23 protein-coding genes are annotated in these 22,089 nt (G+C 47.6%); 16 read left to right on the forward strand and 7 right to left on the reverse strand.

The features are described from left to right. Window positions 1-213: 213 nt before the first annotated feature. Window positions 214-1,881, reverse strand: a complete 1,668-nt coding sequence (locus IEW67_RS08405; RefSeq protein ID WP_188632623.1) for a M20/M25/M40 family metallo-hydrolase — start codon at window positions 1,879-1,881, stop codon at window positions 214-216. 18 nt (window positions 1,882-1,899) lie between these two features. Beyond that, window positions 1,900-3,267, reverse strand: coding sequence for an alanine/glycine:cation symporter family protein (locus IEW67_RS08410; protein WP_188632624.1), 1,368 nt, complete (start codon window positions 3,265-3,267; stop codon window positions 1,900-1,902). A 212-nt stretch (window positions 3,268-3,479) separates the two neighbouring features. On the opposite strand from IEW67_RS08410, the gene IEW67_RS08415 reads away from it, so the two are divergent. Further along, the gene (locus tag IEW67_RS08415; protein ID WP_188632625.1) at window positions 3,480-4,217 is read left to right on the forward strand and encodes an IclR family transcriptional regulator; all 738 of its coding nucleotides are present in this window, start codon (window positions 3,480-3,482) and stop codon (window positions 4,215-4,217) included. On the opposite strand, the gene IEW67_RS08420 is transcribed toward IEW67_RS08415, so the two are convergent. Then, window positions 4,159-4,749 carry a hypothetical protein gene (locus IEW67_RS08420; protein ID WP_188632626.1) on the reverse strand — a complete coding sequence of 197 codons (591 nt, stop codon included), beginning with the start codon at window positions 4,747-4,749 and terminating at the stop codon, window positions 4,159-4,161. The two genes, IEW67_RS08415 and IEW67_RS08420, sit on opposite strands and share 59 nt — an antisense overlap. Before the next feature lie 108 nt (window positions 4,750-4,857). Between IEW67_RS08420 and IEW67_RS08425 the strand changes: the two genes are divergently transcribed. Both IEW67_RS08425 and IEW67_RS08430 read left to right on the forward strand, forming a co-directional pair. After that, window positions 4,858-5,814 (forward strand): threonine ammonia-lyase, encoded by a 957-nt coding sequence (locus tag IEW67_RS08425; protein ID WP_188632627.1) that lies wholly within the window; start codon window positions 4,858-4,860, stop codon window positions 5,812-5,814. Between the two features lie 508 nt (window positions 5,815-6,322). Continuing rightward, window positions 6,323-7,192 carry a fumarylacetoacetate hydrolase family protein gene (locus IEW67_RS08430; protein WP_188632628.1) on the forward strand — a complete coding sequence of 290 codons (870 nt, stop codon included), beginning with the start codon at window positions 6,323-6,325 and terminating at the stop codon, window positions 7,190-7,192. A gap of 48 nt (window positions 7,193-7,240) precedes the next feature. Here the strand turns inward: IEW67_RS08430 and IEW67_RS08435 are convergent, their stop codons facing one another. Then, complete coding sequence (locus IEW67_RS08435; protein WP_188632629.1) at window positions 7,241-7,582, reverse strand: hypothetical protein; 342 nt, start codon at window positions 7,580-7,582, stop codon at window positions 7,241-7,243. A 70-nt stretch (window positions 7,583-7,652) separates the two neighbouring features. Here IEW67_RS08435 and IEW67_RS08440 point away from each other — a divergent pair, with 70 nt between their 5' ends. The 4 genes from IEW67_RS08440 to IEW67_RS08455 all read left to right on the forward strand — a co-directional run bounded on the left by IEW67_RS08440 (window position 7,653) and on the right by IEW67_RS08455 (window position 11,505). Further along, window positions 7,653-8,681, forward strand: coding sequence for a Gfo/Idh/MocA family protein (locus IEW67_RS08440; protein WP_188632630.1), 1,029 nt, complete (start codon window positions 7,653-7,655; stop codon window positions 8,679-8,681). A 241-nt stretch (window positions 8,682-8,922) separates the two neighbouring features. Next, on the forward strand, window positions 8,923-9,702 hold the full coding sequence (locus IEW67_RS08445; protein WP_188632631.1) for a Cof-type HAD-IIB family hydrolase: 780 nt from the start codon (window positions 8,923-8,925) through the stop codon (window positions 9,700-9,702). A 288-nt stretch (window positions 9,703-9,990) separates the two neighbouring features. After that, on the forward strand, window positions 9,991-10,680 hold the full coding sequence (locus IEW67_RS08450) for a plasmid pRiA4b ORF-3 family protein (RefSeq protein ID WP_188632632.1): 690 nt from the start codon (window positions 9,991-9,993) through the stop codon (window positions 10,678-10,680). Between the two features lie 63 nt (window positions 10,681-10,743). After that, a complete protein-coding gene (locus IEW67_RS08455; protein ID WP_188632633.1) occupies window positions 10,744-11,505 on the forward strand; it encodes an RQC-minor-1 family DNA-binding protein in 762 nt (253 codons plus the stop codon). A 155-nt stretch (window positions 11,506-11,660) separates the two neighbouring features. On the opposite strand, the gene IEW67_RS08460 is transcribed toward IEW67_RS08455, so the two are convergent. After that, window positions 11,661-12,002 carry a hypothetical protein gene (locus IEW67_RS08460; RefSeq protein WP_188632634.1) on the reverse strand — a complete coding sequence of 114 codons (342 nt, stop codon included), beginning with the start codon at window positions 12,000-12,002 and terminating at the stop codon, window positions 11,661-11,663. A gap of 195 nt (window positions 12,003-12,197) precedes the next feature. Between IEW67_RS08460 and IEW67_RS08465 the strand changes: the two genes are divergently transcribed. The 7 genes from IEW67_RS08465 (at window position 12,198) to IEW67_RS08495 (ending at window position 16,886) form a co-directional block, all read left to right on the forward strand. Further along, on the forward strand, window positions 12,198-12,626 hold the full coding sequence (locus IEW67_RS08465) for a YwqH-like family protein (protein WP_188632635.1): 429 nt from the start codon (window positions 12,198-12,200) through the stop codon (window positions 12,624-12,626). After that, window positions 12,619-12,900, forward strand: coding sequence for a DUF5344 family protein (locus IEW67_RS08470; protein WP_188632636.1), 282 nt, complete (start codon window positions 12,619-12,621; stop codon window positions 12,898-12,900). Before IEW67_RS08465 ends, IEW67_RS08470 begins: the two co-directional genes overlap by 8 nt. A 46-nt stretch (window positions 12,901-12,946) precedes the next feature. Further along, the gene (locus tag IEW67_RS08475; RefSeq protein WP_188632637.1) at window positions 12,947-14,524 is read left to right on the forward strand and encodes a T7SS effector LXG polymorphic toxin; all 1,578 of its coding nucleotides are present in this window, start codon (window positions 12,947-12,949) and stop codon (window positions 14,522-14,524) included. 14 nt (window positions 14,525-14,538) lie between these two features. Continuing rightward, window positions 14,539-14,913 (forward strand): DUF2750 domain-containing protein, encoded by a 375-nt coding sequence (locus IEW67_RS08480; RefSeq protein ID WP_188632638.1) that lies wholly within the window; start codon window positions 14,539-14,541, stop codon window positions 14,911-14,913. A gap of 212 nt (window positions 14,914-15,125) precedes the next feature. Further along, window positions 15,126-16,094, forward strand: a complete 969-nt coding sequence (locus IEW67_RS08485) for a DNA/RNA non-specific endonuclease (protein ID WP_229671715.1) — start codon at window positions 15,126-15,128, stop codon at window positions 16,092-16,094. 6 nt (window positions 16,095-16,100) lie between these two features. Further along, window positions 16,101-16,577, forward strand: a complete 477-nt coding sequence (locus IEW67_RS08490; RefSeq protein ID WP_188632639.1) for an antitoxin YezG family protein — start codon at window positions 16,101-16,103, stop codon at window positions 16,575-16,577. A gap of 156 nt (window positions 16,578-16,733) precedes the next feature. Then, a complete protein-coding gene (locus IEW67_RS08495) occupies window positions 16,734-16,886 on the forward strand; it encodes a hypothetical protein (protein WP_188632640.1) in 153 nt (50 codons plus the stop codon). Between the two features lie 163 nt (window positions 16,887-17,049). On the opposite strand, the gene IEW67_RS08500 is transcribed toward IEW67_RS08495, so the two are convergent. Further along, window positions 17,050-17,553 (reverse strand): hypothetical protein, encoded by a 504-nt coding sequence (locus IEW67_RS08500; RefSeq protein WP_188632641.1) that lies wholly within the window; start codon window positions 17,551-17,553, stop codon window positions 17,050-17,052. Window positions 17,554-17,879: 326 nt separating this feature from the next. Here IEW67_RS08500 and IEW67_RS08505 point away from each other — a divergent pair, with 326 nt between their 5' ends. Further along, the gene (locus IEW67_RS08505) at window positions 17,880-19,367 is read left to right on the forward strand and encodes a PTS mannitol transporter subunit IIBC (protein ID WP_188632642.1); all 1,488 of its coding nucleotides are present in this window, start codon (window positions 17,880-17,882) and stop codon (window positions 19,365-19,367) included. Window positions 19,368-19,435: 68 nt separating this feature from the next. Here IEW67_RS08505 and IEW67_RS08510 read toward each other — a convergent pair whose 3' ends face one another. Further along, a complete protein-coding gene (locus tag IEW67_RS08510) occupies window positions 19,436-19,864 on the reverse strand; it encodes a hypothetical protein (RefSeq protein WP_188632643.1) in 429 nt (142 codons plus the stop codon). A 128-nt stretch (window positions 19,865-19,992) separates the two neighbouring features. Between IEW67_RS08510 and IEW67_RS08515 the strand changes: the two genes are divergently transcribed. Beyond that, the gene (locus IEW67_RS08515) at window positions 19,993-22,083 is read left to right on the forward strand and encodes a BglG family transcription antiterminator (protein WP_229671716.1); all 2,091 of its coding nucleotides are present in this window, start codon (window positions 19,993-19,995) and stop codon (window positions 22,081-22,083) included. The last annotated feature ends 6 nt before the right edge of the window (window positions 22,084-22,089 follow it).

A 22,089-nucleotide genomic window follows, 5' to 3' on the forward strand; every position in this document is an offset into this window, starting at 1 on the left:
GGCAGTTACGGTAGAGGGTCGTCGAAACATGTTTCTGAAATTCAACATATGTTCCCGGCAAAAATTCAGCTGTGAACATTGTAGAGGAGAGATGTATCCGGCATATTATAAAGGCATACATGGACAAGAATACAAAAAATACAAATTATCGGATTTTCTCTAACGAAGATAGAAAAAAGGACTGGGACGCACTTTGCCCGGTTTTTCTAACAATCAAGCCGTTATATGACCGTTCAAGAGCTGTCGGGTTGTGTCGCGGATCAAGCCGGGCAGCACGCCGAACGAATACGGTTTATAGACGCGTTCGGTCCATTTATGCCCGTCATGGCCATAGACGCCCATGTTGATCGACGGGATATCTAATGATTGGATGGTCTCGAATGGAACCGGGTAGAGCCGCTCCCATTCGGGCATATTTTGCAGCAGCGCATTGAGCTCGCTCTTGGTTTCGTGCAGTGATAAAAAGCTGCCATCCGCCAGATAGGGGAAGAATTTTTTGACGGCAAATGATTCCCCTGTTTTAGCTTCGTGTTGGTGCAGGACCGCTTCAAGTGCCGCCTTAATTTGCCTGTGGCCGGGATCGGAATCCTTCAAGTAGTTGTGCGGCAAAAATGGCGGTGCGAAGAATAGGATGACACGTGCCCGCTTATCGGGATCGAGCTCCTGCAATGCGCCCGTTATACGAAAACTTAACGTCCGTGTGTCGGCATCGGGGTTATCCGCGATGGCTTGCTCGATCACGGACCGGGTGTCAATGCCGCGCTCATGCAGTTCCTCAACGTAGGCGTCATATGTGGTGACATCGATATTCCAGGATAAATCACGTTGCGGCAGGCCGGTTGTGTCTAAAAACGCTTCAAATTGGTCCTTCAAGTATGTCTCAGCTTCACGGCAGGCCTGCTGGGTTTCCTGCACCAATTGGGTCATCACATCGGCCGGTGTGGCTTCGTACAGGAAATAGTTGAAATAGAGATGACTCCCCGGTGCGGTTTGGACATTGTAAAATGGTTTGGTATCCCGCTGATATAAACAGCTTGGCGGGAGGATCAGTTCGCCGGGTACATGTTCTGTCAGCCGGTAGTTGTTATGCAGGCGTTCGGTCAGTTTTGCCGCGATAAAATTGGGGTCAATCCCAGCCAATGTATCGCCGACATGGACTTCCCGGCCGTATATATGGAAGGCAGGCAGCAATTTACCGGCTGTTCCGGTGTAAATATATTTGGTCTCATCCCCGTCAAACATCGGCGTGATGAAGTCATTGTTAATCGCGGCAACATAATCCAGGTTTTTCTCGTCCTGCAGGCGCTTCAGTTCATGCAGCGCACCGGTCATGCCATGGTGTTCGCTTTCTTCATCACCATTGATGACCAGCAGCAGGTTGCCTTCCAGCTCCTCTCTGTTTTCCGAGAAATGAAGCACATTGGATATATGGACGGCGGCACCGCTTTTCATGTCCAAAGCCCCGCGCCCGAACAGCCAGTCACCCGACTGTGCCTCAGCCTGAACGCGAGGGGCGGCATCATACGTGCTGAAAAAGTTGTTTAGGGCATCCGGAGAAAAAGCTTTGTCTTTGATGCGCCCATAATCGTCGACCCCGACTGTGTCAATATGCGCGTGATAAAGCACGGTATTTGCCGCATCCGCATTTCCCGCGACAAACGCAAACACGTTTTGCCGTCCAAGAGGGTCATCCGGTAATGTCTGCAGCCATAAGTGATCCGGGTGTTCTTGAAAATACGGGAATTCAGCCAGGATATGGCGGATGTTCCCGATGATGTCTACTTCCCCTGTGGTGCCATTGACACTTGCTTGCTGGACCAACCCTCGTGTCAGCGCCTCAATACGCTCCGGTTCAGGTAAAGAATGCATGTGCTTTTTCATAACGGTCACCTCCAAACATTACATCGATTCTTTTCGTTGTTGAGTGTGTGGCTGAAAATAATCATCCGTTACCGCTCGGATCTGTTTGCTTAGGAAAACGAGTGCGATCATGTTCGGCACAATCACCATCGCCAGTATCAAATCCAAGAATTGCCAGATGAACTGCAGACCGCCGACAGATCCGATCAGGATGGCAATAGTGTAGATACATTTCATCACGTTTGAAATGCGGGTGCCGAACAGGAATTCCGCTTGTTTGTCACCGTAATACACAAGCACCATGATCGTTGAAATGACAAATAACATTAAGACAATGGAAATGATGGCGCCCGCAGCTGTTTCACCAAACACGGTTGAAAATGCATGGGTCACCATGTTTGCGGCATCATCTGATGTGACATCCTGCCATGCGCCCGATGTGATGACGACAAGGGCCGTTGTCGTACAGACGACCAGTGTATCCACGAATACCTCGAATACACCCCAAAACCCTTGCTTGGCCGGGTGATTGTTCTGGGCGGCTGAATGAACAATCGGAGCCGTTCCCATGCCCGCTTCGTTCGAGTACAGGCCGCGTGCCAATCCCCAGCGAATGGCAGCCGCCACACCGGCACCCGCAAACCCGCCGGCAGCTGAAATCGGTGTGATGGCATGCTGAAAAATTAAGAGCACCGCATTCGGAATATCAGCTACATTATAGGCCAAAACAATCACAGCACCAATGAGATAAATCATCACCATAAACGGGATCAATTTTTCCGTGACCCTTCCAATGACTTTGACACCGCCAAAGATGACAATGGCAACAACCACCATCACCATAAGTCCTGTCAGCATCGGGCTGATGCCGAATGAGCCTTCGATGGATGTGGCAATTGAGTTCGCCTGAACCATGGTGCTCGCAGCAACCTCGATCATCAGCGCGAACGCAAAAAAGGAAGCTGTTTTCTTCCAGCCGAGTCCTTTTCGGATATAATACATCGGTCCGCCCACATACTCACCTTGTGTGTTCTTCTCGCGGTATTTAAGGCCCAGCACCACTTCTGAATATTTCGTCGCCATTCCGATTAAGGCAACGATCCACATCCAAAAGACAGCACCCGGGCCGCCGAGTGCAATCGCTACCGGAACCCCTACGATATTGGCTGCGCCCATTGTGGATGCGAGCGCAGAGGCTGTTGCTTGAAAAGGGGTCACTGTACCGGGAGCATGGTTTTTGGATAACATTTTGCCGAATGTATGCTTCAGGATATGCGGCAAGTGACGGAATTGGAAAAAACCGAGCTGTACCGTTAAAAAAATGCCCCCTCCCATCAGCAGAATAATCATTGGCAGTCCCCAGACAATCTCGGTCAACCTGCTGATGAACGCATTAAGGCTTTCCATGCATAAATCCTCCCAGATATTTATGTAGCGCTTTCATGATTGATGTCAAATAATTACCACGATGCGGAATATATTTCTCATGGTGATAATATATAAAGTTTAAAATGATACGCTTAGTTTGTCAAGATGATTTGATGCCGGGTTTCGGGTGCTTGACGGGGAAATTTACTTTGTCTTGAAAATTTAGTAAAATTGCTTCAGGAGGCATCGGCATGATTCAATCGATTGAACGCGCTATGCAGATTATCGACGTGCTGGCAGCGGACGGGCAAAAAGACACATGGTCAGTTGCCGACTTGTCCGAGCAGACCGGACTGCCGGCCAGCACCATTTACCGAATTATCGAGACATTGACAGCCTATCATCTTGTTGAGCAAGTGCCGGGGAAACGAGCGTATATGCTGGGCAGCAAATGGCTGGAATACGGCATGAAGCTGTTTGACAAACTGGATGTGCGTAATCTCGCAAGGCCGGCATTGGAACAGCTGGCCCGTGATGTGAAGGAAACCGTCTACCTCGATATTCCAAAAGGGCATGAATCCATCATCATCGACCGGGTCGACAGTCCCCGCAATGTGCGCATTGTCGATCCAATCGGCGAACGCATCCCGCTACACATCGGCGCGGCCAACCGCACGATGCTGGCACACATGCATGACAGCCAAATGGAGCAGATTTTCAGCGACTTGTCTCTTGATGAAAACGAAACGGCTGCTGTGAAACAGGCGGCACGAGAGACAAGGCGAAGCGGGTATGCCATCAGCTTTGGTGAAAAAACAAAAGGAACCGTTTCAGTCGGCGCGCCTGTGCTCGGGTATGGCCAAAAAATTCACGGAGCTATCAGTGCGGAGTTTCTGGAATATGATGTGACCGAGGCGCATATCAATTTTATTATTGAGCACGTGAAACAAGCCGCCCATCGTATTTCGGAGCAGCTTGGGCGTGTGTAGAGGCTTGAGCAGGAGCGCATCCAGTGGGTTGCGGGAAGGGGCACAGCTTGAGCGGCGGCGCTTCGAACTTGAGCGAGAGCGGCAGTAACTCGTGCGAGAGGTGCTCGAACTTGAGCGAGAGCGCCGTGAACTCGTGCGAGAGGCGCTGGAACTTGAGCGAGAGCGGCTGCAACTCGTGCGAGAAGTGCTCGAACTTGAGCGAGAACGCCATGAACTCGTGCGGGAAGTGCTCGAACTTGAGCGGGAGCGGCTGAAACTCGTGCGGGAAGGCGCCGAACTTGAGCGAGAGCGCCGCGAACTCGTGCGAGAAGTGCCGGAACTTGAGCGAGAGCGGCAGTAACTCGTGCGAGAGGTGCTCGAACTTGAGCGAGAGCGCCGTGAACTCGTGCGAGAGGCGCTGGAACTTGAGCGAGAGCGCCGTGAACTCGTGCGAGAACCGCTGCAACTCGCGCGGGAAGTGCTGGAACTTGAGCGGCACCGCTCTGAACGCGAGCGAGAACACCTCCAACCCGAGCGGAAATAGACGCAACACAAGGATTGTCCGCCCCGTATGGCATTGCTTTGAAGGATGTTGATTTTCGGCCTAGGCCGAAAATCGTCTATTTGAATTTTTAATGAAAAGAGGCGAATACAATATAACATGCTGACACTTAATGAAATAAATGATGCTTACAGAGAGATAAAGGACGTGGTTCACAGGACGCCTATGCTGACGTCTCGGAGTTTGTCGAAGAAGTGTGCGAATCATATCTATTTAAAAAGTGAACATGTGCAAGTGGCCGGAGCTTTCAAAATTCGTGGTGCGACCAATAAAGTAAAAGCGGCTGCCAAAGAAGGGGCAACGCATGTTATAACGGCATCTTCCGGCAACCATGGCCAGGCAGTTGCATACATCGCCGGCAAGCTGGGGCTGAAGGCGACGATAGTTGTGCCGGAAAATGTCGTGACGAGTAAGGCAGCGGCGATTCATGATTATGGAGCGGATATTATCCACTGTGGCACGACATCGACGGAGCGTCTGAAGAAGGCGAAGGAACTGACGACCGATGAGGAACCTGTATTCATACCGCCATACGATGATCCGCTCGTGATGGCCGGGCAGGGTACCGTGGGTCTTGAGATCCTCGAACAAATTCCGGATGTCGATGCTGTTTATGTCCCGATTGGCGGCGGCGGATTGATTTCCGGTATAGCCACGGCCATCAAAGCGTCGAATCCGGAGATCAAGGTGATTGGCGTGGAGCCTGAGCGGGGCAACGATACATATCTTTCAAAACAACGCGGTGACATAACGGCTATTGAACACGCTGACACAATAGCTGATGGGCTCAGAGCATCACAGCCGGGTGATCTGACATTTCCGGTTATCCAAAAGGACGTTGACGATATCGTACTTGTAAGCGATGATGCTATTCAGGCGGCATTGATTTTTGTGCTGGAGCGGATGAAGCAGCTTATTGAACCCTCTGCTGCCGTGACCGTGGCAGCAGCCATGGCAAACAAGGCAGACATGCGGGAGAAAAATATTTGCTGCGTGATTTCAGGTGGTAATATGGCACTGGATAAATTAGCTGAAATGGTTACAGAAGATGCTTAACTACAGGATCACTGACGCTCGCAACGGTTATGATATAACGATTGAAAATCATGTTATTTCCCGGGAAATAATGTCGAATTGAATCGTTTGATTTTCAAATAATGCCAGTTGGAGTCCGAGAGGCGGGGCGTAAGCAGCATTTGATTGGGTGACGTGTAGTGAAAGGGGAATAGTTTCGGCAATCGCCGAAGATGCCAATTTGAAAGGTGGTGTTTAATGTTGTGCTGAAAGGCGGCATTCGTGCGACAATGCCGTCAAATCGCGCGGTGGCCCGGAAATTTCGCGCAGCGTTCATCTCATAATCGCTCGACAACTACTACATTTCGTGCGATATCCATCTCAAATCGCGCGAGACTCCTACACTATCGCGGAAGGACGACCAACATTCACGCGACACCGCCACGATATCGCGTAATGGAAGCCCGACATGATTAAAATAACTCCCGCGCCCTACCATTGATGCGGCGTCACATAATATAATCCCAACACAATAAAGGAGTGAGAAGTTATGCATTTAACAACAATTAAACATAAAGGGATAGAACAGGCGGCGGTCATTATGGAGAATGGCGTTTTCCCGATTCAGGCCTTGAACGATGCCTACCTTAAACAATGGCCGACTGACGTGATAACAATGCTCGAATCGGATCAGCTGGAAAAATTCGATATTTGGCTGGACGATTTGGGTGAACCGGGCAAAGCACGCGTTACGATTTCGCCGCTTCAGGATGTGGAATATGCGCCGCTTTACCGGTATCCGTCCAAAATTTGGGGGATTGACCTGAATTACGCGGATCAGGCGTCTGACTTAAGCGAAATCGCTCCGGATACAGAACCGGCAAGCTTTATGAAGCCCGATACTACAATTATCGGGCCGGGCGATACGATTCAAATCCCCCATCAATCAAAATGGACGACAGCCGGAGCTGAACTTGGCATCGTGATTGGTGAGGTGTGCAGAGACGTTACTGAAAAGCAGGCGGAAAACGCGATTGCCGGCTATACAACCGTGATAGATATGACAGCGGAGGATATTTTGCAAAAAAATCCACGCTATCTAACAAGGTCGAAAAGTTTTGACACATTTCTCAGCATTGGTCCTCATCTTGTCACACCTGATGAGATTGACAATGTTGACACGTTGACGGTCTCCACCGTGATCAATGATCGTCTGCACCGCAAAAATAGCGTCTCCAATATGACGTTCAGACCCCGAGAGCTCGTGTCGTTTCATTCCAAAATGATGACACTGAAGCCCGGCGATATCATATCAACCGGTACACCCGGTGCCGTCGTGATTCGTGATGGGGACGTTGTAGCGTGTCATATCGATGAGTTTGAACCACTCGTGAATCCGGTGCGCGACTTGAAAAGATAGATTAGGAGGATTTTCGGCAGCTGCCGAAAATCTACTATTTTTGCAGGATTAGCTGGAATTCAAGCAGTGACAAGCGCCGAATCGGGCGGGTAGGAATGGGATAAACTTAATCGAGAACGCCGCGAACTCGTGCGAGAGCGTCGCGAACTCGTACGGGAACGCCGCGAACTCGTGCGAGAGCGTCGTGAACTCGTGCGGGAACGCCTCGAACTCGTGCGAGAACGCCGCGAACTCGTGCGAGAGCGTCGCGAACTCGTGCGAGAGCGTAGCGAACTTGAGCGAGAGCACCGCGAACTCGTGCGAGAGCACCGCGAACTCGTGCGAGAGCACCGCGAACTCGTACGGGAACGCCGCGAACTCGTGCGAGAGCCGTCGCCATTCCCGCCTCATTCACAGCTAACGCTGGCATGTCTTCCGAAAATGTATTAGTCTGATAGAAACGAACAAGGGGAGATGTTCCATGAAAGCTGGTATTATTGGCTGCGGCGCGATTGCGAAGTTTTTGCATGCACCGGAGTATCAGGCGAATCCATGCATTGATACGATTGTTTTTTATGACCGGAATCCCGAGCGGGCGGCTATGTTGGCGGACCTGTTCGATGGCAATACGGTCAGTACGGTAGAGGAATTGCTAACCGATCCTGCCGTTAATATGATTAGCGATTGTTCCTCAAACGAGAACCACCACATATTTACAACGAAGGCGTTACAGCACGGTAAGCATGTGTTGTGCGAGAAACCGATTGCTGTCACTGTGGAGCAGGCGAATGAGATGATCGCAGCGCAAAAAGCGTCCGGTAAAAAGTTGATGGTCAATCATAATCAGCGGTTTTTCCGGGCGCATCAGCAGGCTAAGAAGATTCTCGAGCGTCATGAACTCGGGAAAGTACTGACGTTTCGGACGACTTTTGGCCATGCCGGACCGGAACATTGGGGCACCAATAAAACCAGCTCGACCTGGTTTTTTAAAAAAGACCGCTCCGGACTTGGGGTTGCAGGCGATTTAGGTGTCCATAAATTAGATTTGCTGCATTATTTGCTGGATGATGAAGTGGAACAAGTAAGTGCGTTTACCGATACATTGGATAAAACCGATGAAAACGGGCAACCGATTGGCGTGTGTGACAATGCGGTCGCCAGTCTGAAAACGCGCAAAGGCCGCTTGGGGACTGCTTCTTTTTCCTGGACCTACTATGGCGAAAAGGATGACAGCACTGTTATTTATTGCGAGCATGGTGCGATTAAAATCTATCATCACCCCGACTATCAAATTCAGGTGCTAACAGCTGATCAGGAAACCATCAATTATGAGCTGCAAGAAGGGCAAACAGATCAGCAGGCCGACTCCGGTGTGATCGATGCTTTTATCGACTGTATTCGGCTGGATAAAATGCCGCCTGTAACGGGCGAAGAGGCGCTCACGGCCGTGAAAGCAGTCTTCGCTATCCTTGAAGCAGCTGAGACCGAACGGGTGGTTACACTAACGTGACAGACGCGCCAGCGTGATTTTTAATAACGTCAGAAAGTATAAATCATGGATGACCTTATAAAAAACTCGGCATTCGCTATAAGACGATGCGAATGCCGAGTTTTTCTAAATTAAGCGGATACATGGCTTATGCTGCAGCAGCTAAAAGCAACGCGGGGTGTGTCCGCCCTAAATCCAAAGCTTTTACCACCAAAGTATGATAGAATAATAGTTGCAAAATACTATGAAACGAGGCCATCACATGACGCAAAAATTAATCTTTTTTGATATAGACGGGACATTGCTGGATGATGAGAAGCAGCTGCCGGCATCGACCAAGCAGGCGGTCAGCGATCTGCAGGCGGCCGGGCATTTTGTCGCAATTGCAACGGGCCGCGCGCCGTTTGCCTTTAGGCCGCTGCTTGACGAGTTGAATATTCATACGTACGTCAGTATCAATGGGCAGTATGTCGTGCACAACAATAAAACGATTTATAAAAATCCGCTCAAGCCGGATCATCTTGCGGCGCTGGAGAAATATGCGACAGAGCGCAATCATCCGCTCGTTCATCTCAATCATGATGACTGGTATACGAATACACGCAACCACCCGCACGTTAAAGAAGCGACGGATTCATTGAAACTTGATAGAGAAGTCACGTATCGTCCGGATTTTTACCGGAACGGCGAGGTGTACCAGACGCTGTTATTCTGCACAGAAGAAGACGAGACAGCATATGATCAAACGTTTGATCAACTTGATTTTGTCCGGTGGCACCCGTATTCTGTGGATGTTATGCCGGCCGGCGGTTCGAAAGCGGCGGGCATCGGCAAGCTGATACAGCAGCTGGAGATCCCTGCATCCGATGTCTATGCATTCGGCGACGGCCTGAATGATATTCCAATGCTCAAAACGGTCCAAAACAGCATTGCGATGGGCAACGCCGCAGATGTCGTGAAACAAGCGGCCGGTCGTGTGACAAAGGATGTGCATGATGATGGAATCTGGCATGGGCTGCGCATGGCCGGACTGCTGGCGTGACCGGGCGGGCTATGGGTGGCACTGCCTGATGACCAGTGTTATGTCGCGGAGCGCTCAAATGAATATGTATGAAAAAAGAGGGCCTCATTCATCGACAATGAGATGCCCTCTTTTTGTAACGTCAGAAAGTATAAATTACGGATGACCTTATAAAAAGCTTCGGCATTCGCTATAAGACGAGGCGAATGTAGTTAATCATATTGAAAAGGCATGTTTTATACTACCAACCGGTTGCGCTTTTGCTTTATAATGATGATAGAAAATCCACCGAACTAAGGAGCTGATCACATGAAAGCGTATCAAATTAGGATTGAATTAACCGGTTCGGACCCATTGATCTGGCGGCGGGTTGTCATGCCGGCGGATGCAACCTTTAACAGGCTGCATGACGTGATCCAGACGGTGACCAATTTCCAAGGCGGCTACCCGCACACTTATCACCTGTTTGAATTCGATTTACCTGATGACGCTATCATCGTTACCAATGATGAAGAGGCATATCAGGAGCATCAGCATTTTAAGAAAAACCGGGAAGCTATCAAGGCCAAAATGCGTGATGTGCCGCCGGAGTTTGCATCGATTCAGGAGGCACGGCTGCAGGAGTTGGAAAAGACAGTGCGCAAGCCGGCAGGGATCAAGATTGATACGTACTTGGAGAAATATGGCCAACTCAGCTATATTTATGATTATGGTGATTATTGGCAGTTTCTGGTGACGCTGAAGGCCGTTAAGGACGATTACCATTATGGCTATCCGACGCTTATAGATGGTGCCGGAACAGCGCCGCCGGAAGATGTAGGCGGCCTCCCCGGATATGATGAATTTTTGCGGATTTATCATGATGAGAACCATCCGGACCATGAGCATATGAAAGCATGGGCCAAGGAGCAGATGTTCAGGGAATATGATCCGGAATTCATTAATGAAGAGCTCAAGTCCATTATGTATAAAAAGACAGAGTGGGATCAGATCACATGACGGTGTTGCCGGCGTTTTAAGGCGGTCAAAAGCGAGATGAATGCCTTTAAAGGAGTGATTGACATGACACAGCAAACAGAACGGCTGGCGGAAGCCGATATTCGGGCGATTTTGCGGGCGGCCGATGAACTCATCGCAACCGGCGGACGGACGCTTCTTGCCAAAATCCTAAAGGGGTCGCGTGAGAAAAAGCTGCTGCAGCTGGAGTTGGACCATTGTCCGGTCTATGGTTATTTTAAAGGGACAAAACTTGATGATGTCCTGGTCAAAATCGACTGGATGCTCGATTATGAATTGCTGGATATTCAGTACAGCGGCAAATTACCGATGATTATTTTCACCGAACGCGGATGGGAGATCGAACGTGATCAGAGGGCTGATGAATTTCTGCAAGAATGGAACGACTGGCTGGCAGCCGGGAAGCAAGATCCGGACATGCATTATTTAAAAGACCGCAATCGCGGCATGATCTTGTTATTGCTTGATAAAATAAAAGAAACCGGTAACCCGAAATATATCCCCTATTTACAGGAATGGGAAAAAATTGATTACAGGAAAGTGCGGGCTGCGATTCGGGAAACCATCCAGGCACTCGAATCGGATGAGCCCGCCAATCTGCAGGCCGCCCGCGAACGAAGCGCGTCTATTCAGGAAGCGCTGAAAGGTCTGGAGCCACGGGATGTTTGGCTGAAATGCTGGGTATGTGGTGAACGCTTTTTATTTACAGCCGGCGAACAGCACTTTTTTAAGCAAAAAGGATTTGTGGACCCAAAACGATGCCCGTCGTGTCGGGGAAAACGGGATGATGATATTTGGCTGGAATGATGGAGAGCGATGCGGGTGAATTCCTGTAGGCTTGACCGGCTGGAGCAGAGGGGAGGTTTTCGGCAGCAGCCGAAAACCTTCCTTATTGGTATGGTGGATTTTTGGCTTGTGCCAAAAATCTTCAATGATATGCTTTGGAACGGGGGAGAGTCTCGTCAACTTGAGCGGGGAGCGGGCTTGGATTTGTGCGGGAGCGGGCGAAACTTGAGCGAGAGGGGTTCCAACTCGTGCGAGAAGCGCCCGAACTTGAGCGAGAGCGCCCCGAACTCGTGCGAGAACGCTTCGAACTTGAGCGGGAGCGGCGCCAACTCGTGCGGGAAGTACTCGAACTTGAGCGAGAGCGGCCTCAACTCGTGCGGGAAGTGCTCGAACTTGAGCGACAGCCGCTCGAACTTGAGCGAGAGCACCCCCAACTCGTGCGAGAAGCACCCGAACTTGAGCGAGAACGCTCTCGACTCGTGCGAAAACGCTTTTAATGGTGAGATTTTTAACCTCAAACATCTCCAAATTTAATCGACCAGCCCCTCACACCGGATAAGAGCGGGCTTAATACTTTGTCTAAAAATAGGTATAAAGTATCGTTTCACGTATAGGAAAATAGTACTTTTGTCCTCTTAGTAAAAATTTCTAATTAATTTACAATAATAGGTAACTAAGAAAAACGACTTATTTTATGTAGTGGGGTGAAATGTTTGGCAAACGCTGTCTTCCATCTTGATTCGCAAATTTCCGGCGTACAGTGGACAATCAATTCCATTAATGCTCAGTTGCAGCAGAAACAGGAGAATTTGATCAGGTTGAAAAAAGCACTCTCACAGTTGCTGGATTGCAGTGATGAATTCCACTACCATAAGCGCGTTTGTCTTGAACCATCACTGTCTCAAAATACGTGGAGCGGGAATATGGCAAATGATTTTGATGGTTTCAAACAAAGAGCGTTACAGGGGAGCTATCAATCTATTGAAACGCAAGATTTGCAGACTGTTATTTCCAGAGTGGAAACAGAAATCGAGCAAATCAAACAGGAGATACTTTCTCTGGAACATAATCGATCATCCCAGCAAGTCAGGCTGAGTGATTTACATGATCAAAGACGAAAGGAGCTGCTGAATAATGAGTGACGAAATCAAATTGAAAGATTCACCCGTCCAACAATCTCTGAATGAATTAAAAAATACAGTCGAGGCGATGGAGACCGCTTTTTCCAAGCACACCCTAGGGGACAATTCCATGGACGTGGCGGATAAACTCCAGCAGATGAAACAGCAGCTGGAGAATATCAACGTGTCCTATCAAGCAGTACTTCGGGAAAATACGGAATCGGCAAATCATGTGATTGAAAGCCTGAAGGAAACGGATGAAACGGTAGCCTCTTCTTTCCAAGTATTGAAATAAGGGTATGGCTACCGGAAAGGGGTGAGGCGTCATAAAAGTTTTAGATGTGCAGCAGTTACATAATGACATCGACCAAACGACCTCAGATTTAACCAGGCTGAAGGAGCAGATCAAAAAAATCCAGACAAAGCTAAATGGGTTTGTTGCAATGGACGACGCTTTTAAAGGAAAGGCGGCAACCTCCATCCGGGCTTTTTACCAGGAAAGCCATATGCCATTCCTCGCATTTATGGAAGGGTTCATCACGGATTTTCAGGATGCCTTAGCCAAAATCAAACATTCACTTGCGTCATTGGAGCCTGATGAACAGGGCTATATCCGCGAATCCTTTTTGCAGGAAGACGTCAAACAGGGATTGAAAAAAGCGGAAAATGTTACAATGAGTTTAACAGACGAGGCAAACCATGTGATTTCTTCTATCAGGGATATTGTGCCATTGCCTTCTGTGGATGACGGTGATTTTCTCGATCAGTCACAGCGGGCACGAAAAAAGACAGAACGCACATTGGAAAAACTATACACATTTGATTCTGAAAGCTCCGGGGCGCTTGATAAATCGCAAAATGATCTGGATTTAATGCAAACTTACATCAATAAACTTGGCGGCATGGTTTCCAGTGGGCACATCAGCATTGGGAATTATTCCGTTCAGCAGCTATCCCAGCATGATTTCCACCAAGCACTGATTTCCGGCGTGCGGGACAAAGCGGGTAGCAATATGTTATCTCTGGATGTGCTTATAGGATCCGGAGCCGCAAACCTTTTGTCGCGGTTCATTCCGTATTCGGGTACTTGGGCGAACATGCTGGCAGAGAAGTTTGAGATGAGGACTGCTGAGTACAGCTTCCGCGCATTAAACGTTGTGACAGCCTCTGTAGGCAGCAATATCAGTGAACAGGAATTTGCGACTGTAAAAGGACAGGTCGTGAAGAGTGAAAAAGTGTCCGATTATAAGAATGAATGGTATGGCAACTACCACACGCTGATGGATGGCCGGATTCTGCGGGAATATATGGATCACGAGGGTAATGTGCATTACAAATTCGTTTCGGATATTCCGGAGAGTCGGTTGGAGCCGGTGGAAGAGGAAAATGGATTTATTAATAAGGTAAAAAGCTTCGGTGAAGGAGCTGCAAATGTTGCCAAATCAACAGCTGACTTTCTGTTTTTGGATGATATTAATACGTTAACAGAATCGGAAAGTTCTACCGTCGCTAAGGTCATTGCGGGAACGTCTCTTTTTCCAGCAGGTAAGTTATTGAAACTCAGAAAAGCGGATGATTTATTTAAGGTAAATAGTAAAGGTGAAATACCGGCGAAGAAGGCTGAAGTTAATAAAATTGGCCATAAGAAACGTGGAAGATCTGGTAAACAAAAGAAACTTAAAGAAATATCAAAAGATGACAAAGTCTCCACCTCATTAAAAGGTGAAATTAAGCGAGATATAAATGAAATAGCGTTAGGAAAGAGAAAAAATATTAGGGTACCTAAAGGGTATCAATTAGCACATCGTCGAGGATATGAAGCTAGATGGGGATATGGATATGAGCATAGTGACTTACAAATAATAAAAAGTCATAGGACTCAACATAAACATGACGGATATGGAAAAAAACTAAAATAAAGGAGGTAAATCTATTGAAAAATGAAGAGATTAAAGCAGTAAGCAACTTGCCTGCTCCAAAAAGATATGAATACTTTATAAAAAAAGTTGCTGACTTTGAGGAAGTTTGGGGGTTGTTTGAAGATGGTTGGGCAATCTCTGAAGATGAAAACGGAAGTCCCCTATTTCCTTTTTGGCCAAAAAAAGAATTTGCTAATTTATGTGCAATTCATGAATGGAATGGTTATCGACCTAAAAAGATAGATCTTGAAGAGTTTATAGAGGAATGGTTACCTGGTATGGATGCAGATGGTATTAGGCCTTCTATATTTTGGAATAATACAGATTCAGCTGTTTTAGAAACCCACACTTTAAAATTGGATCTAGAAGAAGAACTAAATAATTATTGACTTCAAAACCTTGATCAGCAATTAGCTGGCCAAGGTTTTATTTTTAATATTACAAATTCTCTTAAAAACCAGGAAAATAACATCGTTTTAAAAGACTGCAGAAGTATTAAAAAATTGGATTAGATATATGGAGCGGCCTTGAAGAAAGAGGTCAAAAAGCAACCGATTCATGGTATGATTTTGGTAACTACTTGACGCTTGGCGCATTTGACTTGGCGAAAAATACGTATAGCGGCTTACAGTATAATGCCGAAAATATGCTGAACTCCCCATCTGATTTTGCCAACTGGCTGACTATGGGTGGCGTTGATATGGTAAATGGCGCCGTCAATCCGGATGAGGCTTTTTCAAAAGCGCACTGGAAGTCAAGTTTCGGTTTATTTTTAACAGGAGCAGGCGCGAAAGGTGTCAGTGTTCCCAAAAGTGCAGGGATACCTAAAACCCATTCGAGAGTAACATCGCCTGGTCAAAAGGGCACCGTACCTGCAACCGAAGCAACCTCGGCGAGTCCGAAGCTCCCCACCCTAATGAATATAAGCGAATGGTACCGCGTGAATGTTCCCGACATCGGCCTTGTGCAGGACGGTATGGGTGGTTATCATTTTGCGGTGAAGAAGGGTGATGGAAGAAGTAGTCGGGTTGATAGTAATTCTAATAGGGGTACAGCAAATAGTAATAAAGTAGAGGTTTCTTATGGAAAGCATATTCAAAGAAATAATAACAAAAAAGTTTTGCAACCAAGTGTAAAATATAAAACTAAAGAAGGGTATTCTTATGAAACGGATGAATTTGGTCGTATTGATGATGTAGAAGCGGAATTACAAATAGGGTCAGGATCGAGAAATCAATATGCACAAAGTAATGTTGGGGAACCGGACAGAATCCGAGGTAATTATCCGGATAGAGATGATGGTGGCCATTTAATTGCAAACCAATTTAACGGATCAGGTGATATCGATAATTTAGTGGCTATGAACTCTCAAATAAATCAATCCGGTGGTAAATGGCATCAATTGGAACAAGAATGGGCATCAGCATTAGAAAAAAATGAAAACGTAAAAGTAAAAATAAAACCTCAATATACTTCGAATTCTACCAGACCTGAGCGTTTTATAGTTGAGTATTCAATTGATAACGGAAGAGCTAAGAAGGTTACAATACAAAATCAAGCAGGAGGTTAGAAAATTATGGAGAAACAGATGGAGCAAATGTATCCGATTATAGCAGAGCATATTATAAGTATGATACCTGACGGAAAATGGCATGAAATTTATTTGTATGCTGAAATATTGGATGATGCTAGAGAAGTGTTCTTTTATTTCAATACGTCTGAGAATGAGGATTTTATTTACTCTCATGATATTCCAGAACAATTTAATGTGAGTGAAACAAGCTATGATGAATTGTTATTGGAATTACAAGCAAAATTTAGTGATTTAAGACAAATATTTATTAACAACGATCAAGAGGCATGGACAAATTTAACTTTAGTACTGAAGTATCCCGGTAAGATAAATATTAATTATAATTATGAAGATGTAATAAACTCTGGTGTAACTCCGACTCAAAGGCAAATGATTTTTGAATATCAACATTTCGGTTTACTACCTAAAAATGAGAAAAATAGACAGATTGTACAAAAATATGTGGATAATAGTGATTAAAGAAAAGAATTGTTAATGAACATTCCTATGCAAATAGATAGGTTTTATATGTAAATAACTATGGTGTATATGATATTGATTTATATTAACCAATATGGAAGAGCGAGTTACCCATAATCGAAAATTAGTTAGTATATAAAAATGGAGGTGAGCAAAGTGGATGTAATAGTCGCGCTTTTACCACTTGTGTTTTGGGCAGTTATTATAGGACTAATTACTTATTTCATCGTTAAAAAGGTTAAAAAGTCTAATGCCAGGCGAGATGCTAAAATTGAAGAGTTAGAAAAGCAAGTAAACAAGGATGAATGATTAATTCGCATTCTCAGCATGATGTCTATCAGGAACTGGTTTCCTGGGTACGGAAAAACCTCACTACCTGCCAAGTATAACAATGGGCCGATGAAGCCCCGATACACCACATTGTCAACGCGAACGATGGATCTGTGAGAGGCGTAGTCACTAATGGCCACGCCTACTCGTCTTTTCGGGGAATGTTGTATTTGGGAGGCGACACTATATGAAAGATGTTGGTTTTCGGCGGCTGCCGAAAACCTTCCTTTCTGTTTTTTGTCTTGTGCCAAAATATCTCAATAAAATGGATGGATCGGGCAGGAGTATTCAACTTGAGCGAGAGGAGGCTCAACTCGTGCGAGAGGGGCCCGAACTTGAGCGAGAAGCGCCCAAACTTGAGCGAGAGGAGGCTCAACTCGTGCGAGAAGCGCTCGAACTTGAGCGGGAGCAGCCGCAACTCGTGCGGGAAGCGCTCGAACTTGAGCGAGAGGGGCCTGAACTCGTGCGAGAGGGGCCCGAACTTGAGCGAGAAGCGCTCGAACTTGAGCGAGAGGTGCCTTAACTCGTGCGACAGCCGCCCCAACTTGAGCGAGAGGGGCCGCAACTCGTGCGAGAACGTCCCGAACTTGAGCGAGAGGTGCCGCAACTCGTGCGACAGCCGCCATGACACGGGCGGCCGTACCAAAACAAAACACCCTCCGCATCACGCCATGGTGAAAAAGCTCCCCTCCCCCAAAACCCCACTATTAAATCATGTCAGCATCTCTTATGACAAATTCGCATTAAGATTAGATTGAATACGTTGCCATTGCGCTGTAGGCTAAAAGTAGGATTAATTCTGCCTTAACGAGCGGCGCAGATTTCTACATGTTTTCATGAAACTCGAGAAAGATAAGTGGGGATCAGCGGCTCGTAAAGGTGTGATTTTGTTCAACTGCCATTCAGGAGAACAGCATCTCACTGAATGAATTTTTACTTATAAAGGATATTATTTGAAAGGAGAAAATTATTATGGCTAAAAAGGGTCTTCGTACGAAGGTTCAGCGCTTTGGCGGATTTTTGAGCGGTATGATTATGCCGAATATCGGCGCTTTTATTGCTTGGGGGATCATTACTGCGTTGTTTATCCCGGATGGCTGGATACCAAATGAGCAGCTGGCGACATTGGTTGATCCGATGATTAATTATCTCTTGCCGCTTTTGATTGGTTATACAGGTGGAACGTTGGTACATGATAAGCGCGGTGGTGTCGTTGGTGCGATTTCCACGATGGGTGTAATTGTCGGTGCTGATATCCCGATGTTCTTAGGCGCCATGGTCATGGGGCCATTGGGCGGTTATCTTATGAAAAAAGTGGATGACGTGTTCCAGGACAAGGTTCGCTCCGGATTTGAAATGCTTTATAACAATTTTTCAGCGGGCATCCTGGGGGCCATTATTGCAGGGATTGCGGTTCGGCTGATCGGTCCGGTCGTTGAGGGTCTGAATAATGTGCTGGCGGCTGGTGTTGAAGCGATAATTAATGCCGGATTGCTGCCGCTTGCCAACATCATCATTGAACCGGCGAAAATTTTATTCTTGAATAACGCGATTAACCACGGGATTCTAAGTCCTATCGGGGTGGAGCAGGCGTCTGAAGCCGGAAAATCTATTCTCTTCCTGCTTGAAGCGAACCCCGGGCCTGGGCTGGGTCTTCTGCTCGCATTTGCTATTTTAGGCAAAGGTACATCGAAAAGTTCAGCGCCCGGTGCGGCAATCATTCAATTTTTGGGTGGCATTCATGAAATTTATTTTCCGTATGTCCTGATGAAGCCGTCATTGCTACTGGCTGTGATCGGCGGGGGCGTAAGCGGTGTGTTCACCTTGTCAATTTTTGATGTCGGTCTGGTGGCACCAGCATCTCCGGGAAGTATTTTTGCTGTACTAGCCATGACGCCGCAGGGCAGTTACTTTGGCGTAGTGGCAGGTGTTATTGTTGGAGCGGTTGTTTCGTTCCTAATCGCGGCGTTTATCTTAAAAACGAGCAAGGCATCTGATGAGGATTTGACCGAGGCAACTGGTAAAATGGAAGAAATGAAAGGCAAAGAGAGTTCGGTAGCGGGTTCTTTGAAACAGGATGAAGCGGGAGAAACGGCCGAAAGCGGTCAATCTAACGAAAGCGGTCAATCATCCGCAGATAGCCAGTCAGCCGAATCGTCGGATGCGAAACCGGCCGGCGGCGATGTCGACAAAATTATTTTCGCCTGCGATGCCGGCATGGGATCCAGTGCGATGGGCGCATCGTTGTTGAAAAACAAATTCAAGAAAGCGGACATTGCGAATATCGATGTGAGCAACACGGCGATCAAAGCGATCCCGGATGATGCGGATATTGTCATTACGCATAAAGATTTAACCAATCAAGCGCGGGAAAAATTGCCGAGCGCCGAGCATATATCGGTGGAAAACTTCTTGAACAGCCCAAAATATGATGAACTGACTGAGCGTCTGAAACAATAATAGCCATACAGGGGATTTTTGGCTTTTGCCAAAAATCTTCAATAAAATGGTTTTGACCCGCGAGTGCTTCATATTGAGTCGTGTGGGAACGCCTTGAACTTGAGCGAGAAGCGCCGCAACTCGTGCGAGAGGGCCTTGAACTTGAGCGAGAGCAGCCTCAACTCGTGCGGGAACGCCTTGAACTTGAGCGAGAAGCGCCCCAACTCGTGCGAGAAGTGCCTCAACTCGTGCGGGAGGGCCTCGAACTTGAGCGAGAGCAGCCCCAACTCGTGCGAGAAGTGCCTCAACTTGTGCGAGAGGGCCTTGAACTTGAGCGAGAAGCGGCGCAACTCGTGCGAGAAGGCCTTGAACTTGAGCGAGAAGCACCCCAACTTGTGCGAGAGGGCCTCGAACTTGAGCGAGAAGCACCGCAACTCGTGCGAGAGGGCCTCGAACTCGTGCGAGAAGCGCCGCAACTCGTGCGAGAAGGCCTCGAACTTGAGCGAGAGCAGCCTCAACTCGTGCGAGAACGGCTCGAACTCGTGCGAGAGCAGCCTCGAACTCGTGCGAGAGCCCTGCGAACTTGTGCGAGGCGGTCAGTGCGTTGTATGCTAAGTCCAAGATTGATTTTACCTTTGCGAGGGGGATGAACCGTTTGTATCTGTCGGGTCGCGAGCGGAAAACGCTTGAGTATTTATTAAAAGCTCAGGAAGCCGTTACGATAAAGACGATCGCTGCAAAGCTTGATGTGAGTGAGCGCACGGTTCACAGGGATTTAAGCACTATTGAGCGCATGTTGTCTGATTATCATTTGGCTTTAAATAAGCAATCGGGTGTGGGTCTCCGGATTTCCGGTGTAGAGGCTGACAAGCAGCAGCTGATGTCGGACATCGCGGGGACATCGTGGTCTGAGTTTACCCCTGAGGAGCGGCAGACGATTGTGCTATCAACGCTTTTGGAGACGGATGAGCCAGTCAAATTGTTCACCCTTGCAGCAAATTTGCGTGTTACCACTGCAACGGTCAGCCATGATTTGGATCAATTGGAAAAAGAGCTTAGCGACTATAAGCTCCAGCTGATCAGGCGAAGGGGCTATGGTGTCAGGATTGAAGGCAAGGAAGCTGATAAGCGTGCAGCCATCAGCAGCCTGATTTCCGAGCATGTCGATACGTCGGAAATGGTGTCATTTTTAAAACAACAAGCTCAGGCGCCCATGAAAAATGCCATATCCGACCGGCTTTTGGGGCTGGTGAATCCCGGCAAATTAAACATCATTGAACAACGCGTGGCACAGGCGCGGAATGAGCTGCGCTATGATTTGGCAGACAGTGCGTATATTGGACTGGTTGTTCACCTGGCGTTAGCGCTGGAGCGGCTGCAAAAAGGCGATACCATTGAATTTGATCACGCTTATCTGCGCGACATGAGCGAAACGAGTGAGTATGCCATCGCCAAAAGGCTGATCCATGACCTTGAAGATGATCTCGAGATGACCATTCCGCATGATGAAATTGGCTATATCACCATGCATTTGATGGGGGCCAAACGACGTGTGGATCAGCATTATGTGATCGAGGATGCGCGTCTTGATGTGGCTTATCAGGCAAAAGAGATCATTGGGTATGTGAGCGATCGTCTGGGCAAAGATTTGAATGATAATGTCACGTTATTGCATGATCTTGTGGCGCATTTGGAGCCGTCCATTTACAGGCTGCAAAAAAGGCTAACGATCAGTAATCCGTTGCTGGACGAGATCATGCGTGATTATCAGGATTTGTTTACGATCATCCAAGAGGCTGTGAACGACGTGTTTCCGGCGCTCGATTTTCCCGATGATGAAATTGCCTTTCTGGTGCTGCATTTTGCGGCTATCCTGCTGCATGATGAAACGGACGTTGATATGCGGGCACTTGTTATCTGTTCAAGCGGCATTGGAACTGCGAAAATGCTGGCTAATAAACTGAAGCAGCAGATCCCCGAGATTAAACAGGTTGCAAATAAGTCCATGTTTGATTTGGATGCGATCGCGGAACAGGACTATGATATCATCGTGTCGACCATACCGCTGAATGAAGCGGCACATGACTATATTCTGACGTCGCCGATGCTAACCAAACCGGAAGCCGATCAGGTAAAGCGGGCAATCCGAAAGCGCAAAGCGGCGGTGCTCCAAAAACCGAATACGCAGGCAAAATCGCGGGGCGCAGCGTCGGACAGCAAGCAGAAATTGGAAGTGACGCAAACTTATACAGCGGCCATCCTTGATGTACTGAACGCACTTGAGGTCAAGCGCATGGCAAAGGAAGCATCCATGGAAAATTTGCTGGTGAGTGCATGCGCACAATTGGCGGAAACGGGTGTCATACGCCATCCGGAAGCTGTTAAGCAGGTATTAGTCGACAGGCAGGATAAGAGCGGACTTGGCATTCCCGGGTCGCACCTTGCACTCTTTCACACACGTTCAGAAGATGTGACACAGCCAAGTTTTACCGTTTGTGCGCTAGATTCGCCGTTGACCGTCAAAAGCATGGACGCATCCGTTATGGAAATGAACACATTACTGCTGATGCTGGCGCCAATGGATGCGGATCCGGAAGTGCTGGAGACACTCAGTTATCTCAGCAGTCTTATGATAGAAGAGGAAAGTATACAAATTCTCGAATCCGGCGAAAGAGACCGGATTGAGGCTTATCTCTCGAGCCGATTTTTTAAATGGCTAACTGAAAATATTATGTAAGGAGTG

This window comes from Lentibacillus kapialis, assembly GCF_014646635.1.
GTDB classification, from domain to species: Bacteria; Bacillota; Bacilli; order Bacillales; family Amphibacillaceae; genus Lentibacillus; species Lentibacillus kapialis.